Annotated in this window: 16 protein-coding genes; 3 read left to right on the top strand and 13 right to left on the bottom strand. The window is 24.2% G+C overall.

What is annotated here, in order from left to right:
• Positions 1 to 20 precede the first annotated feature (20 nt).
• From dnaG to H0H36_RS01490, 8 genes are read right to left on the bottom strand one after another with little or no spacing between them, the layout of a single operon-like run.
• Positions 21 to 1826, bottom strand: coding sequence for a DNA primase (gene dnaG, locus H0H36_RS01455; RefSeq protein WP_185869869.1), 1806 nt, complete (start codon positions 1824 to 1826; stop codon positions 21 to 23).
• Between the two features lie 7 nt (positions 1827 to 1833).
• Complete coding sequence (gene rpe / locus H0H36_RS01460; protein ID WP_185869870.1) at positions 1834 to 2487, bottom strand: ribulose-phosphate 3-epimerase; 654 nt, start codon at positions 2485 to 2487, stop codon at positions 1834 to 1836.
• Positions 2488 to 2509: 22 nt separating this feature from the next.
• Positions 2510 to 3307 carry an enoyl-ACP reductase FabI gene (locus H0H36_RS01465; RefSeq protein ID WP_185869871.1) on the bottom strand — a complete coding sequence of 266 codons (798 nt, stop codon included), beginning with the start codon at positions 3305 to 3307 and terminating at the stop codon, positions 2510 to 2512.
• A gap of 16 nt (positions 3308 to 3323) precedes the next feature.
• Entirely contained in the window at positions 3324 to 4586 is a 1263-nt protein-coding gene (metK, locus tag H0H36_RS01470) for a methionine adenosyltransferase (protein ID WP_185869872.1), read from the bottom strand.
• Positions 4587 to 4615: 29 nt separating this feature from the next.
• Positions 4616 to 5701: a bifunctional 3-deoxy-7-phosphoheptulonate synthase/chorismate mutase type II gene (locus H0H36_RS01475; protein ID WP_185869873.1), complete on the bottom strand. Its 1086-nt coding sequence runs from the start codon at positions 5699 to 5701 to the stop codon at positions 4616 to 4618.
• Positions 5702 to 5719: 18 nt separating this feature from the next.
• A complete protein-coding gene (locus H0H36_RS01480) occupies positions 5720 to 6568 on the bottom strand; it encodes a prephenate dehydrogenase (protein WP_185869874.1) in 849 nt (282 codons plus the stop codon).
• Positions 6565 to 7719: a pyridoxal phosphate-dependent aminotransferase gene (locus H0H36_RS01485; RefSeq protein ID WP_185869875.1), complete on the bottom strand. Its 1155-nt coding sequence runs from the start codon at positions 7717 to 7719 to the stop codon at positions 6565 to 6567. The genes H0H36_RS01480 and H0H36_RS01485 overlap by 4 nt, the downstream gene beginning before the upstream one ends.
• Positions 7719 to 8552 (bottom strand): prephenate dehydratase, encoded by an 834-nt coding sequence (locus H0H36_RS01490; protein WP_185869900.1) that lies wholly within the window; start codon positions 8550 to 8552, stop codon positions 7719 to 7721. The genes H0H36_RS01485 and H0H36_RS01490 overlap by 1 nt, the downstream gene beginning before the upstream one ends.
• 215 nt (positions 8553 to 8767) lie before the next feature.
• Here H0H36_RS01490 and H0H36_RS01495 point away from each other — a divergent pair, with 215 nt between their 5' ends.
• Positions 8768 to 10111 (top strand): Nramp family divalent metal transporter, encoded by a 1344-nt coding sequence (locus H0H36_RS01495; protein ID WP_185869876.1) that lies wholly within the window; start codon positions 8768 to 8770, stop codon positions 10109 to 10111.
• Here the strand turns inward: H0H36_RS01495 and rplI are convergent.
• Genes rplI through mnmE form a run of 5 tightly spaced genes read right to left on the bottom strand, consistent with a single transcriptional unit; the run spans position 10073 to position 14224 of the window.
• Positions 10073 to 10549 carry a 50S ribosomal protein L9 gene (gene rplI, locus H0H36_RS01500; protein WP_185869877.1) on the bottom strand — a complete coding sequence of 159 codons (477 nt, stop codon included), beginning with the start codon at positions 10547 to 10549 and terminating at the stop codon, positions 10073 to 10075. The genes H0H36_RS01495 and rplI overlap by 39 nt on opposite strands.
• A 13-nt stretch (positions 10550 to 10562) precedes the next feature.
• Positions 10563 to 10889 (bottom strand): 30S ribosomal protein S18, encoded by a 327-nt coding sequence (rpsR, locus tag H0H36_RS01505; RefSeq protein ID WP_185869878.1) that lies wholly within the window; start codon positions 10887 to 10889, stop codon positions 10563 to 10565.
• 2 nt (positions 10890 to 10891) lie between these two features.
• On the bottom strand, positions 10892 to 11239 hold the full coding sequence (gene rpsF / locus H0H36_RS01510; protein ID WP_185869879.1) for a 30S ribosomal protein S6: 348 nt from the start codon (positions 11237 to 11239) through the stop codon (positions 10892 to 10894).
• A gap of 57 nt (positions 11240 to 11296) precedes the next feature.
• Positions 11297 to 12811 carry a glutamate--tRNA ligase gene (gene gltX, locus H0H36_RS01515; RefSeq protein WP_185869880.1) on the bottom strand — a complete coding sequence of 505 codons (1515 nt, stop codon included), beginning with the start codon at positions 12809 to 12811 and terminating at the stop codon, positions 11297 to 11299.
• 15 nt (positions 12812 to 12826) lie between these two features.
• Positions 12827 to 14224 (bottom strand): tRNA uridine-5-carboxymethylaminomethyl(34) synthesis GTPase MnmE, encoded by a 1398-nt coding sequence (gene mnmE / locus H0H36_RS01520; RefSeq protein ID WP_185869354.1) that lies wholly within the window; start codon positions 14222 to 14224, stop codon positions 12827 to 12829.
• Between the two features lie 45 nt (positions 14225 to 14269).
• On the opposite strand from mnmE, the gene H0H36_RS01525 reads away from it, so the two are divergent.
• On the top strand, positions 14270 to 15193 hold the full coding sequence (locus H0H36_RS01525) for a HemK/PrmC family methyltransferase (protein WP_185869355.1): 924 nt from the start codon (positions 14270 to 14272) through the stop codon (positions 15191 to 15193).
• A 2-nt stretch (positions 15194 to 15195) separates the two neighbouring features.
• Positions 15196 to 17205, top strand: coding sequence for an NAD-dependent DNA ligase LigA (gene ligA, locus H0H36_RS01530; RefSeq protein WP_185869356.1), 2010 nt, complete (start codon positions 15196 to 15198; stop codon positions 17203 to 17205).
• Positions 17206 to 17271: the final 66 nt, after the last annotated feature.

Below are 17271 nucleotides of genomic sequence, written 5' to 3' on the forward strand. Positions count from 1 at the left end.
TTAAAAAAAATGAAAATAAATCAAACATATCTATGCAATTTTTTATTAATTTCATTTTTTATATTTGTTAAATGCATGATTCTTTTTAAGAAAGTTTTTTTGTCATTATTATATTTTTTCATTTTATGAAGAATAATTTCTTTTCTAATTAATTCTAAGATATATAAAGATTTATATCTCAACAAAATATCAACAAGATATCTATTTATGTTATCCTCTTCATAAATAACTTCTATTCCTTTTTTATACCATTTTGATAAAGAATAATATTTTATATTTTTTTTTTTTAAATCCATTTTTATTTTTTCTTTTTGTATATTATCAAATATATCTTGATTTTTTTTCAAAGAAAAACGCAAATTCCAGCATTTAAAAACATGCAATATTCTTTCTAAAACTGTTTCTTTTTTTCTTATGATCTTATTCCCATAATTCAAAATAAGTTGAATTAATTTTTCTTCAATAAAAAGTATAGTATTTTTATTTTTTCTTTTTGATAATGACCTTTGATCTTCTTTTATAGTAGTAATAAATAAATTTTTTTTATTTAAATTTTGAATTCTTTCCAATTCATAAATCAAAACTTCTTGACGAATATTTAGTATTTTGGAAGTTTCTTGCAAGTATAATTCCTTTTGAATCAAACTGGATATTTTTGAAATACTATTTAAAATATTTAAAACTAAAAATGATTTTTTAATGGGATCATCTTGATGTAATTTTTCATATATTTTTTGTTTAAAAGAAACAAAATTATAACTATTTTTTTTTATAAAATCTTTTAATTGATAAAAAGAATATTTTCTAGATATTGAATCTGGATCTTCTCCATTTATAAGAAGGACTATACGTAAGTTTATACCTTGTTCCAATAGAATATTAATTACTCTTAAAGAAGCTTTAATTCCAGAACGATCTCCATCATAAAAAAGTACAATATTTTTTGTAAATTTTTTGATCAAAAATATTTGATCTATAGTAAGTGAAATACCAGAAGAAGATACTACATTTTTTATACCAGACTGATATAAAGAAATAACATCAGTATAACCTTCTACTAGATAACAACGATCTTCTTTTAAAATGCTTTTTTTAGCTTGAAATAATCCATATAAAATTTTTCCTTTTTGAAAAATATCGCTATCAGATGAATTTATATATTTTGTATAACAGGAATAACCTGAATTAATATTCCTACCACCAAAACCGATAACTTTTCCTAAAATATTATGTATTGGAAACATCACTCGTTTACGGAAACAATCAAAACTATTATATTTTTTTATATCCTGTAAGTTCAATCCTTTTTCTTCTAAGGATTTTTCTGTAAAAATTTTACAAGATAAAGGAGCATATCCTAATTCAAATTTATGAATGATTTTTATATTAAAACCTCTTTTTTTAATTAAATATTTTAATCCAAATACTTTACCTTCTTTGGTTGAAAATAATTGATTTATAAAAAAACGTTTTGCATAATCTTGAATCAAGTATAATCTTTCATAACTTTCTTTATATTTGTGATCTATTTTTAATTTTTCATAAATTTTTATATCATATTTTTTAGATAGATAAATTAAAGATTCTACATAAGAAAAATTTTCATGTTCCATAAGAAAAGTTATAATATTTCCTCCTTTTCCAGAACTGAAATCTTTCCATATTTTTTTCGTAGGAGAAACTATAAGAGAAGGTGTTTTTTCATTAGTAAAAGGACTTAAACCTCTATAATTGATACCACTTTTTTTTAATTTTACAAAATCACCAATAACATCTTCTATACAAGAAGAAGAAAGTATTTTTTCTCTAGTTTTTTGAGAAATCATTATTTTTTTAAATATTATTTTTCATTCTATGAATTATTTTCTTTGGATTATAATTAGAAAAAATAGTAGTTCCTACTACTAATATATCTGCTCCATTTTTAAATAATAAAGAAGCATTTTCTAAATTTATACCGCCATCTACTTCTATGAGAGCAGAAGAATCTTTTTTTAATATTAAATCTTTAGTATCTTCTAATTTTTGATATGTTTGTTTAATAAACTTTTGTCCGCTAAAACCAGGATTAACACTCATTAATAAAACAAAATCAATCTCTTGAATTAGATCTTGTAAAAGATAAACTGGAGTATGCGGATTTATAGCTACACCTACCTTCATACCATATTCTTTAATAGAAAAAATAGTTTTATTTAAATGTATACAAGCTTCATAATGAATATGTAAATGATCTGCTCCAGCAGCTTTAAATTCTTTTATATATCGTTCTGGATGTAATATCATTAAATGTACATCCATTGGTTTATTAGCATATTTTTTTACATATTTAGTAAATAAAGATCCAAAAGAAATATTAGAAACAAAAGATGAATCCATAATATCAATATGGTACCAGTCTGCTTCACTTTCATTTATCATTTCTATATCACGATATAAAAAAGCTAAATCTGCTGAAAGTAAAGATGGAGCTATAATTTTTTTCATATTTTTAGAAAATAAATTTTTATTACATAATAGCTTCACTAATTCCAATCTTAGAAAAACCTCCATCATGATACAAATTTTGCATCGTAACTTTTCTTGTCAAATCTGAAAATAGTGTAATAATATAATTAGCACAATCTTGTGCAGAAGCATTTCCTAATGGAGATATTTTATCTGATAAAATAAAAAATTTTTTAAACTCTTTAATAGATTTTGCTGCTCTTGTTATACTAGGAGATTGTGATACTGTATTTACTCTAACTTTTTCTTTTATACCCCAATGATAACCAAAATTACGTGTAACACTTTCTAAATAAGATTTATAATCAGACATATCTACATAATGCGGAAAACTTCGTTGAGAAGCAATATATGTTAATGCTACAATAGAACCCCATTTATTTATAGCTTTTTTTTCCCAAGCTATTTGCATTATCTTATGGTAAGATACAGCAGATATTTCCCATCCTTTTCTAAGAAATTCGTAATTCAAAGAAGTATAATTCAATCCTTTTCGTATATTCATCGACATGGCTATAGAATGCAATAAAAAATCTATTTTTCCACCAAAATGATCTAATGTTTTATCAAATAAAATATTAATATCTTGTACAGAAGTTGCATCTGACGGAATAATTATAGACCTCGTTTTACGAGATAATTCATGAATTTTTCCAATTCTTAAAGAGGCAGGTGTATTAGTTAATACAAAAGAAGCTTTTTCTTCATAAGCTCGTTCTGCTACTTTCCAAGCAATAGAATTTTCATCTAAAGCTCCAAATATAATTCCTTTTTTTCCATTCAATAGATTGTAAGACATAGTTAAAAATATTTAACTAAAAATACCTATTTTTTGAAAAAATTTCCTTTATGTCAGATAAATAATCCAATTTTTCCCATGTGAAAAGTTCTACTTCTTTTTTTATTATATTTCCTAATGCATCTAAAAAATACTTATACACTTTTTTGGTAGTTTTTCCCATATGTCCATATACAGATGTTTCTTCATACATTGGTTGACGTAATTTTAATCTTTTTTCTATAGCATAAGGACGTAAATCAAAAATTTTTTTAATATTCAATGCAATACATTTGTTATCTATTATAGATTTACCATAATTATTCACAAAAATACCTATGGGTTCCGCTATACCTGCCGCATAAGATATTTGTATCAGAATTTCATCTGAAATTCCTGCTGCAACAAGATTTTTAGCTATGTGTCTAGCGGCATAAGCTCCAGATCTATCCATTTTAGATGAATCTTTTCCAGAAAAAGCGCCTCCTCCATGAGAACCTCTACCTCCATAAGTATCCACAATAATCTTTCTTCCCGTAAGACCAGTGTCTCCATGAGGTCCTCCAATAACAAATTTTCCTGTGGAATTAATATAATATTTTGTTTTATCTGTAAATAATTTTTTTACATTTTTTGATAGTATATTATTTTTAACTCTTGGAATAAGAATATTGATAATATCTTGAACTATACGTTTATGCATTTTTTCTTTTGTATCAAATTCATCATGTTGAGTTGAAATAACAATAGTGTTAACATGTACTGGTACATGATTTTCAGAATATTCTAAAGTAACTTGAGATTTAGCATCTGGACGCAAATAAGTCATTTTCTCTCCTTCATTCCTAATATAGGAAAGTTCTTTTAATATATGATGTGATATCTCTAATGTTAAAGGCATATAATTTTCCGTTTCTTTTACAGCATATCCAAATACAATACACTGATCTCCAGCTCCTTTATTTTTTTTATTTGAATTTTTAATTCCTTCTAATAAATCAACAGATTGTTCTTGTATAGAAGAAAGAATTCCACAAGAATCTGCATTAAATCTATACTCATTTTTAGTATATCCTATTTTTCTAAGGATATTACGAGCTATTTTTTTTACATTTACCCAAGTTATAGAGTTAACTTCTCCAGACAATATAATTTGTCCTGTAGTCACTAAAGTTTCTATAGCTACCTTTGCATCTGGATCAGACGCTAAAAAATGATCTAATATAGAGTCTGATATTTGATCCGATATTTTATCAGGATGTCCTTCTGAAACAGATTCACTAGTAAATAAATAAGACATTTTTTTAGTACTTAGTGTAGCTTCGTACACTATTTATTACCTATTTCATTTTGAATTTTAATAGATTCTTGATGCAATAATTTAAAAACTCCTTCAAGTAGTACCTCAGAAACACCTAAGTTTTTACCTAAAGTTAGGTATTTATTCATAATATTTTTCCATCTATTTGGTTGTAAAACAGATATATCTGATAATTTTTTTAAAGATCCTAATTTTTTTGAAATGTTCATCCTTTCTGATAAAAGTGTAATAATATTTTCATCTAGTTCATCTATTAAAATTCTTAGAGAATTTAAACTTTTTTTATTTTTATGTATTTTATCTACATTTATCAATTTTTTTAACATTTCTAAAAGATATTCTGGAGTAATTTGTTGTTGAGCATCACTCCAAGCACTATCAGGATTACAATGACTTTCTATCATTAAACCATCATATTGAAAATAATGATAAGCCTTTTTTGCTATATCTAAAATTCCTTCTTTATTACCACAAATATGTGAAGGGTCACATATAACGGGAATATTAGGTAATATATCCCTAAAGTTCAACAAAAGATTCCAATTAGGTTGATTACGATATTTTGGATTATTATAGGTATAGAAACCACGATGTATTACTCCTAATTTTCTTATTCCTTTAACGAATAAACGTTCTAAAGCTCCTATCCATAATTCTATATCAGGATGAATAGGATTTTTAACCAAAATAATTTGATCATTTCTTTCTACTAAAGCATCAGCTATCTCTTGAATAGTAAAAGGACTAGCTGTAGTTCTAGCACCTATCCAAAGAATATCAATATCAAAAGAAAGTGCTAATTTAACATGTTCTGAATTAGCAACTTCTGTAGAAACCATTAAACCAGTATTTTTTTTAACTTTATTAAGCCATTTTAACCCCTCTTTTCCTATTCCTTCAAAATTATTAGGTTTCGTTCTAGGTTTCCATATTCCAGCTCTAAATACTTGAATATAAGAATTATTTAATTTTCTTGCTGTTTCTAATATTTGTTGTTCACTTTCTGCACTACAAGGTCCAGATATAACTAAAGGTTTAGTTAATTGGTCTATCCAAGACCTATCTATACTATTATTCAGAATGTCTTTTTCCATCTCAATACATTATTTAATTTACACATATTTTTTATCTTTTATATCATTCGCTTTTTTCATATATTGATCTACTTTATGAAAGTTTTTATTTAGTAAATAACTACGAAATACTTCTAAATAGTCAATATATAAATCTATAGCTTGAATTAAATTTTTTCTATTAGAAATAAAAATAGGTAACCATGTTTCAGGCTTACTTTTCGCTAAACGTGTAGTAGAGTCTAATCCACTTCCTATCATTTTATTAAAAATTATTTTTTTATTTTTAAATTTTTTTAAAACTGTACTAGCTAAAGTAAAAGAAATTACATGAGGTAAATGAGATATGTAAGCAATATACAAATCATGTTCTTTAGAAGAAAGAAAACTAATTCTCATTTTCATAATAGAAAATATTTTTTTAGCAATAGAAACCGCATCTGGAGCGCTAAGTTCAGAATCACAAATAATACAATTTTTTTTATAAAAAAGATTAGAATTTGCTGAAATAGGTCCAGAATTTTCAATTCCTGCAATTGGATGTGTTGCTACAAATCTACTTCTTTTTGGATGAGATAAAACCTTATTACAAATATCATATTTAGTAGATCCAGTATCTAAAATTACTGTATCCATATTTATTTTATTAAGAATACTTGGAAGTATTTTTTCTATTACATTTACAGGAATAGATAAAATAATTATTGAAGATTGCATAACTAAATCATCTAAAGGAATTATTTCATCAATAATACCTAATTTTACAGCATGTAAAGCATTTTCTTTATTAGAGTCTATTCCTATGAATTTATCTCCAAAATTAAGTTTTCGTAATACTAAACCAATGGATCCACCTATTAATCCTAATCCTATAATTCCAATATTCATGAAAAAATTCTATTTTTTGCTTGTTCTAAAATTGTTACAGGACAACACATAGAAATCCTAACATATCCTTTTCCATTAGAACCGAATACTCTACCTGGAGTAATAAATATGCGATAATTTTTTAAAATATTATCTGACCATATACTATCATTTTTTTGATCTCCAGTTATTTTTGCCCAAACAAAGAGACCTGAACTTTCTTTCATATATTTTAATTTCAGGTAATCACATATTTTCCATATAATTTTTCTTCGTTTAAGATATTCTATATTAAGTTTTTTAAACCATTTTAAATCAAAATTCATAGCCTCCATAGCTCCAATTTGTATGGGATAATACATACCGGAATCCATTTGGCTTTTTATTTTTAGTATATTTTTAATATACTCTTTTTTTCCTATTACCATTCCAATACGCCATCCAGGCATATTGTAACTTTTGCTTAAAGAATTTAATTCCAAAGCTATATCTTTAGCTCCTTTAACATTAAAAATACTTAAAGAACGTTCTTTATTTAGTATAAAACTATAAGGATTATCGTAAATTAATAAAATACGGTTTTTTTTGCAAAAAAAAACAATTTTTTCTAATTCTTCAAAAGTTATTTTTGCTCCTGTAGGCATATGAGGATAATTAAGCCACATTATTTTTATCTTAGAAAGATTTAAATTTTCTAATAATTGGATATTAGGTATCCAATTATCTTTTTCGTAAAGATCATAATAAATAATTTCTGCTTCCAAAAGTTTGGATATAGAAGAATAAGTAGGATATCCAGGATTTGGAATTAATACCTGATTTCCTTTTTCTAAATAGGACATACTTATATGCATAATCCCTTCCTTAGATCCCATTAATGGTAAAATCTCATTTTTTGGATTTACATCCACTTGATATAATTTTTTATACCAATTAGAAATAGCATGACGTAATCCATCTATACCAACATAACTTTGATAAGTATTAGCGTGTTTCAGTTCTGAAGCTATTTTCATTTTATGTATAACTCCATTTGGAGGAAGAAGATCTGGATTTCCAATTCCTAAATTAATAACTTTTATTCCCTTTTTATCAATATCACGAATTTCTTTCATTTTTTCAGAAAAAAAATATTCCGATATTTTATGCATTTTTTTTGATTCTATAATCATTAGTATCTAATTCTACCATTTTTATATTCTCCCATAATATATAATTTATGAAGACAAGGAATTTTTTGTATACGTTTTTTCATTTTTTCGTAATCTTTTATATTATTGAATATGATATCTACATAAAAAGAATATTCCCAAGGTCTTTGTATTATAGGAATAGATTGTATTTTAGTCATATTGATTCCAATATTAGATATAAAACTCAATATTTTAGAAAGACTACCAGTTGTATGTAATATTTTAAATATTAGTGAAGCTTTATTAAAATCATTTTCTTTTTTAGAACATTTATTAATAATAAAAAATCTAGTAAAATTACTTGTAATAGTTTGTATATTTTTAGAAATTATTTCTAATCCATATTCATTAGCTGCGTTTTCAGATGCTATAGCAGCTAATCCTTTTTTTTTACATATAGAAATATATTTAGCAGCAGCAGCCGTATCTGAATATTCATATATTTTTATGTTAGGATGAGCATGTATAAATAATTCGCATTGTAAAAGAGCCATAGGATGAGAATAAATTTCTTTTATATCTTCTATATATTGTCCAGGATATGCCATTAAATGATGTTGTATTGGCATATAGACTTCCCCTACTATTTTCAAATTATATTCAGATAAAAGACTATAATTAGTTAATATAGTACCCGCTATGGAATTTTCTATAGCCATTACACCAATATCTACATTGGATTTAGCTACGGAAATAGTTAGTTCCCTAAAAGAAGAACATTCTATCAACTCATAAGTACATCCTTTAAAATATCTAGAAACGGCTGCATGATGAAAACACCCTTTTACCCCTTGTATAGCTATTTTTTTCATGAAACTAAAAAAAATTGAATTACTAGGAAAACCTGGAAAACCAGAAAGTTTCATTATTAGCGGAAAAAATATTGAAACAAATATAATAAATTATTCTATTTTATACAATTTGTTATATTATTTTTCATAATTGTAATAGAATTGATTTATATATGAATTTATAACAAAAAGATTAAAACAGTTAACTTTATATTTTCATATTTCTACTATTTATTATGCCAAAAAAAAGATCTCCAGGATGGAGAAAAGAGAACAAATATCCTTCACTTTCTGAAGTGTTTTCTTCCGTTTATGTACCTACTGGAAGTATATGGAAAAAACTTTTTGCCTTTACTGGCCCAGGATTATTAATAGCTGTTGGGTATATGGATCCAGGAAATTGGGCAACAGATATTGCTGGAGGATCTAAATTTGGTTATATGCTTTTATCTGTTATTTTTATATCTAATTTTTTTGCTATTATTTTACAACATTTAGCTTTAAAATTAGGAATTGTTTGTGAAAGAGATTTAGCACAAGCGTGTAGAGATCATTATCCCCCATTTATTAGTTCCATTTTATGGGTATTATGTGAAATAGCTATTGCAGCTTGTGATTTAGCGGAAATTATTGGTTCTGTTTTAGCTTTAAAATTACTTTTTGGAATACCCATTACATGGGGAGTATTAATTACAGTTATAGATGTTTTAATTATTTTATTTTTTCAATATAAAGGGTTTAGATATATTGAAAGTATAGTAGCAGCTTTAATCTTTACAATATTAATTTGTTTTAGTTTTGAAATAATTAGTTCCAAACCTGAATTTTTTCCTATATTAAAGGGTATAATTCCTAATCCAGAAATAATTAAAAATTCACATTCTTTTTATATATCTATTGGTATATTAGGAGCTACAGTAATGCCACATAATCTTTATCTTCATTCAAGCATTATACAAACAAGAAATTATCCACGTACTTTTGAAGGTAAAAAAATGGCTATAAAATATGCCACCATCGACAGTACTTTATCTTTATCTTTAGCTTTTTTTATTAATGCCGCTATATTGATAATTTCTGCTGCAACTTTTCATAAATATGGACATACAGAAGTCGCAGATATTATGGACGCACATAAACTTTTGACTCCTATACTAGGTTCTAGCCTTGCTGGAGTTTTTTTTGCATTAGCTTTGCTAGCATCAGGACAGAATTCTACGCTAACTGGAACTATGGCTGGACAAATAGTTATGGAAGGATTTCTTAATATTAGATTAAAGCCTTGGATAAGAAGATTGATAACGAGACTTATAGCTATTGTTCCTGCTATGATCGCTTCTATTATTTATGGAGAAAAAGGAACAACAGAGTTGTTAATCATTAGTCAAATAATTTTATCTATACAATTAAGTTTTGCTATTGTTCCATTAGTTAATTTTACAGGGAATTCTAAAAAAATGGGCCCATTTGTTAATGGACCTATTTTAAAAGTATTATCTTGGTGCATCACTATAATAATTGTGTTATTGAATTTATTTTTATTATATGATACTACTTTTGGAAGTGTAAGAAGCAGCTAATACTTCAAAATTGAACGATAATTCTATTTTTTTATGCAAATGTATGATAGCCTGATATTTACCTACTGTTTTAATCACTTTATTTCCAGTAATTCTAATAAATTTTTTTTCTATATAAATTCCTTTTTTATTCAGTATCTTCATCAGTTCCTGATTATTAATAGAACCGAACAGTTTTCCCCCTTTACCTACTTTAACTGGTATTTTTATAGTTAAATTTTTTAACTTATTTTCTATTTCTTTTGATTTTTCAACTAAACAACGTTCTTTACTAGAACGTTGTTTCAATATTTCACGTATATTTTTTATAACTCCAGGTAATGCTAAAACAGCATATCCCTTAGGAATTAAATAATTTCTAGCATAACCAGATCTTACATTTAATTCATCGTATTGAAACCCTAAATTTTCTACATCTTTTTTTAAAATAATTTTCATTTCATTTTTATTATTATCTTAAATCATCTGTAACAAAAGGAAGAAGACCAATATGTCTGCATCTTTTTATAGCTGAATTTAATTTATTTTGATTTTTTTGTAAGGTTCCTGTGATACGACGAGGTAAAATTTTACCTTGTGCATTAAGAAATTTAATTAAAAAAACAGGATCCTTATAATCTATATATTTAATATTTCTTCGTTCAAAATAACAATATTTTTTTTCTACTTTAGTTTCTATTTTAATAGGAGATAAATATCTTAAATCACTATTATCAGAAGAAGATATTTGTTGTTTTGTAGTATTATTATTATTATGACGAGTTTCTTTTATTATCATAATTATTCATCTTTTTTTGATAAAATTTTTTTTCTTCTTATCTCAGCATATCCTATTCCATATTTATTTAATTTCACAGTTAAAAAACGTAAAATACGCTCATCTTGTCTTAATTTTAATTCTAAATCATATACCAAATTAGAATTTAACAAAAATTCAAACAAATGATAACATCCACTTTGTTTTTTTTGAATAGTATAAGCTAATTTTTTTAATCCCCAATGTTCCTGATAAATTATTTTACCTTTTTTTTGTATTAGATAATTTTCATATTCTTTTACTGTTTCTTTTGCTTTATCATCAGATAATATGGGTGTGATTATCATGATATTTTCATAATGTTTAAGCATTGAATTTTTTTAAAATGTAAATCTATATTTTTATGTTCTTTTTTCAAAAAGAATATACTAAATTTTTTTTTTTATTTCTTTTATTAATTTTTCTATGCGTTGTATACTTTCTTTTTTTCCAAGCATTTCAAAAATAATGAAAATATCAACTCCTTTCAGTACACCTACTAATGCTAATCGAAATAATTGCATAATAATTTTTCGTTTTTTATTGTTTTGAAATAAAAATTTCAAATTCACAGATGTGAATACATTCACATTAGATATAACTATTTTTTCATTTTCTAATCTATCTATTATATTTTTATGAATTATTTTTTTTAAAAAATTTTTTTCAAAAGAATTAGGAGGAATAAAAAAATAAAAAGAATGGTTCCATACTTCATGAACAAAATGAATTCTATCAATTATTATATGTATTACTTTCCACAAATAATCTTCTTTATATTTATGTAAAATAGAACGTTTTTTAAGTTCTTTACAAAGAAAAGAAAATATTTCTTCTTGTTTTTTATTTAAATATTTTTTATTAAACCAATTAGCTTTTTTTATATCAAAAAAAACACCAGATTTTTTTATTCTTTCTAAAGAAAATAAATGTATTAATTCTTGTAAAGAAAAAATTTCTTTTTTTACTCCAGGATTCCATCCTAATAAAGCTAACATATTTACAAATGATTCTGTAAAATAACCTAATTCCCTATATCCAGGTATTATAATTCCAGTATCTGGAACTTTCCATTGTATAGGAAATATAGGAAAATCTAAACTATCTACATTTCTTTTACTAATTTTACCTTTTCCATCTTTTCTTAATATTAAAGGTAGATGTGCAAAATTAGGAATAGACCAACCAAAAGCTTTATACAGTAAAATATGTAATGACATAGATGGAAGCCATTCTTCTCCTCTTAGAACATGAGTAATTTTCATGATATGATCATCTATAGTATTAGCTAGATGATAAGTAGCCATTCCATTTGATTTTAACAATATTTTATCATCTAATTCATTTGTGTATACTATAATATTACCACGTATAATATCGTGCATCTTTAATATTTCTCCAGGTTCAACTCTAAATCTAATAACATAAGAAGAACAAGATTGCAATTTATTATGCAATTCTTCTTTTGTCATAGTTAATGAATTATTTAGTTCTATTCTGTTTCTATAATTATAAGAAAAAGTCAATCCACGTTTTTTATATTCCTTTCTTTTTATATTAAGATCATAATCTGTGTCAAAAGCATAATAAGCCTTTCCTTTTTTTAACAATTTATTAATATAATAATGATAAATATTTCCTCTTTTAGATTGATAATAAGGAGAATAAGGACCTCCATATCCTACTCCTTCATCTGGTTCTATACGACACCATTTTAATGTTTCCAAAATATAGGATTCAGAATTAGATACAAATCTTTTTTTATCAGTATCCTCTATTCTAAGAATAAATGTTCCTCTATGTTTTTTAGCAAAAAGATAATTATATAATGCAGTTCTTAATCCACCTAAATGAAGTGGTCCTGTAGGACTAGGTGCAAAACGAACTCTTACCAAATGTGACATATAATTTTTTTAATGTTATTTTCCAATACAAAATTTTGAGAAAATATTTTTTAATATATCTTCATTTGTAATTTCACCCGTTATTTCTCCTAAATAACGTAACGCTTCTTTAATATATATAGAAACTAAATCTTCTGAAAGTCCTTTATTTAAAACTTCGTAAGCCAACAAAATTTCTTTTAAAGATAATTTTAAAATCTCATAATGTCTTATTTGTGTAACAACAATTTTTTTTTTTTTTAATTTTTCAAGATACAAATGACTTAGACTATAAAGTATGTTTTTTATTTCTTGACGATTTTCTGCAGAAATTTCAAAAAAATAAGAAATTTTTGATTTTATATTATAAAAATCTTTAAAAGAGGATATATCTGACTTATTCGCTATTATAAAAATATTTTTTAATGGATATTTATTGTAAATATTTAAAATATCATTAATGATTTTTTTTTGTTTAATTCTATTTCTTATAGAAGAATCCAAAATATATAATATAACTTGAGATTCTTCTATTTTTTTCATAGTTCTTTCTACTCCCATTTTTTCTATAGGATCTTTAGAATTTCTAATTCCTGCTGTATCCCAAAAATGAAAAATAATTCCATCAATAATTATTTTTCCTTCTACACAATCTCTAGTTGTTCCTTCTATATGGGATATAATGGAACGGTCTTCCTTAATAACCTTATTAAAAAAGGTAGATTTTCCAACATTTGGTTCTCCAATAATTACGACATGAACTCCTTTTTTGATCATTTTTCCTAATGAAAAAGATTTAATTAAATTTTTTAATATTTCTTTTAATTCTTGTAAAAAAGAAAAAAGTTCTGATTTATTATAAATAATAGCATTTTCTTCAGAAAAATCTAATTCCAGTTCTAGCAAAGAGGCAAAATTTAATAATTTTTTTCTTAATTTTTTAATAGTTTTAGACAATGATCCTTTAATTTGTTGTAAAGATATTTCATGATATATTTTATTTTCAGAGGATATAAGATCAGCTATAGCTTCTGCTTGTGATAAATCTATTTTTTTATTTAAAAAAGCACGAAATGTAAATTCTCCAGGACGTGCTAAACGTATTCCTTTTTTTATTAATAGTTGTAAAATATTTTTTTGAATATAATAAGATCCATGACAAGAAATCTCTATCATATTTTCTCCTGTATAAGAAAAAGGAGATTTAAAAATGGAAACTAATACTTGATCTAATAAATTACTATTATTTTCTTTTATATATCCTAAATGAATAGTATGTGTAGATTGATTTACTAATTTTTTACCAGGTTTTACAGAATAAAAAATATCTTCAACAGTGGATATTGAATCTTTTCCAGAAATACGAATAACAGAAATAGCACTATTACCTATAGGAGTCCCTAAAGCAACAATGGTATTTTCATCATATAACATAGAAGATTATTATTTTAATTCGCATTATTTTTTAATTTCATTAATATGGTATCTATTTACAAATTTTATAATTTATTTCAAAAAACTCTTAAACATTTATATGAAGATCCTAGGGAGTTAGAAAATATATTTTTCTTGCTCACTACTCACATTTTAAAATGTGATAAAACAACTGTATTGCTACAATTAATAAATAAAAAAGGAAAAATAAGTATTTTTTTTTATAAAAAATTAATAAAAAAATTATGGGAATTGAAAAAAAATAGACCAATCCAATATGTAATTGGAATAGCCTATTTTTTTGGTATGAAATTTATTGTTAATGAAAAAGTATTTATTCCAAGACCAGAAACAGAAGAACTTGTATCTTGGATTTTACATATTTTTAATACCAATATCATCACTATAAATACTGGTCATATTCAAATATTTGATCTTGGAACAGGATCTGGATGTATTAGCATTACATTAAAAAAGAAAAAACCTGATATAGGGCTTATTTATGCAATAGATGCTTATACTGAAGTTATTGATATTGCCCGTAAAAACGCTGCATTACATAATGTAGAAATATCATTTAAAAAAGTGAATATATTGAAAAATATAATTTCTATACCAATAATTAATAAACATTCTATTAATATAATAGTTAGTAATCCTCCTTATGTAAAACTTTCTGAAAAAAAATTGCTACATCTAAATATTATTCAATATGAACCACATAAAGCTTTATTCATTACTGATGAAGATCCTTTGATTTTTTATAAAAAAATTTCTTTTTGGATTAAAAAAAGTTTTACTGGAATAGTTTACGTTTTTTTTGAAATAAATCAATTTATTTATTTAGATATTATTGATTTCATGAAAAAAATAGGGTTCTCTAATATAAAAATAAAAAAAGATTGTCAAGGTTTTTTTAGAATGATTCATGCCGTTTTTTATGGAAAAAATGTAAAAAATAAAATATAGTTATGGATAAAAAAATAAAAGAAAAAATATATCAACTAAGAAAAGAATTATCAAAATATAATTATATATATTATAATTTAGATCGTTCTGATATATCAGATTATAATTTTGATAAAAAATTAAAAGAATTATATCTTTTAGAAAAAAAATATCCTGAATTATATGATCCTACTTCTCCCACAAAAAAAATAGGAACTAATATTTTTAAATCTAGAATTTATCATTATAAATATAAAATGTACTCTATTAAAAATACCTATTCAAAAAAAGAATTTTTAACTTGGTTTAAAAAAATTAGTAAATCTATTCATTCATCTTTATCCTTTATGTGTGAATTAAAATATGATGGAGTATCCATAAATTTAATTTATAAAAAAGGTTTTTTAACACATGCAGTTACTCGTGGAAATGGAGAAAAAGGAGAAAATGTGATAAATAATATACGAACTATAAAATCTATTCCATTAAAATTAGTAGGATGTAATTACCCAAATTATATTGAAATACGTGGAGAAATATTTATTTCTATAAAAAATTTTATAAAAATAAATAAAGAACGTATAAAAAATGGGACTATACCTTATACAAGTCCAAGATATACGGCTAGTGGAACGCTTAAAATTATTAATAATATTAAAGAGGTACGTAAAAGAGGTTTATCCTGTATTGCATTTCATGCTATAGGAGAAAACTTACCTTTTAATTCACAATATGAAGCTATAAAAAACATAAAAAATTGGGGATTTAAAGTTCCAGAACCTGCTATTTTTTGTAAAAAAGTAGAAAAAGTATTAGATTTTATAGATTTTTGGAGTTTATTTTTACATAAACTACCTTATCAAATTGATGGAATAGTTATTAAAATTAACGACTTAAAAAAACAATCCATATTAGGATATACCAGAAAATACCCACGTTGGTCTATAGCTTACAAGTTTAGACAAAAATTATCAGAAACTAAATTATTAAGTATTACTTTTCAAGTAGGACGCACTGGTATTATAACTCCTGTAGCTAATGTTGCTCCTATTCACATTTCTGGTACTACAATAAAAAGAGTAACACTTTATAATAAACGTTTTATACAAAATATGAATATACATTACGGTGATACCATTTTATTAGAAAAAGCAGGAAACATTATTCCAAAAATAACAAAAATAAATAAAAATAAAAGATTAATAAACGCTTTTCCTGTTTTGTTTTTAAAAAATTGTCCATCATGTAATAGCTCTTTAATAAAAAAAAATGAACTTTTTTATTGCACAAATAAAAACTGTCATTCTAAAATAATAGAGAAAATAAAACATTTTGTTAGTGAAAAAGCTATGGATATAAAAAAAATTGGATATAAAATGATTATAAAATTACATAAAAATGGTTTGTTATATAATTTTTATAATTTATATCAATTGAAAAAAGAAACACTTATTAAAATAAGTGGAATAAAAGAAAAATTGGCAAATAACATCATAGATAATATAGAAAAATCTAAAAAAAAACCTTATGATAGAGTTTTATATGCTTTAGGTATTCGTTATGTTGGAGAAGATATTTCAAAAAAATTAACTAAATATTTTTTTAATATCAATTCTTTAATGAGTACCAATTATGATCATTTAACTTCTATTACAGGTATAGGAATAAAAATCGCAAAAAGTATCATTAATTATTTTTCAATTACTGATAATCAACATATAGTTAAAATGCTTATAAAATATGGATTACATTTAGAAAAATGTTCTATGATTAAAAAATCATCTTATTTTGAAGGAAAATCTTTTGTTTTTACAGGAAAATTATCTTGTATGACCCGTAATAAAGCTAAAAATATGATAGAAATTCTAGGAGGAAGAGTATATAATACGGTAAATAATAATATTGATTTCATTGTAGTTGGAAAAAATTTCGGATCCAAATTAAAAAAAAGTATGAAAATAAAAAATATACAAATTTTAAAAGAAAAAATTTTTATAGATGAGCTTAAAAAAACAAAAAAAATTGATTTTTAGTAATGAATTATAGTACATATGTATAGGTTTTTTTTTTCATATAGAAAACAGTATATTTAATTTTCA

Origin of the sequence: Blattabacterium cuenoti, assembly GCF_014252395.1 — a bacterium.
In the GTDB taxonomy this organism is placed as follows: domain Bacteria; phylum Bacteroidota; class Bacteroidia; order Flavobacteriales; family Blattabacteriaceae; genus Blattabacterium; species Blattabacterium cuenoti_AA.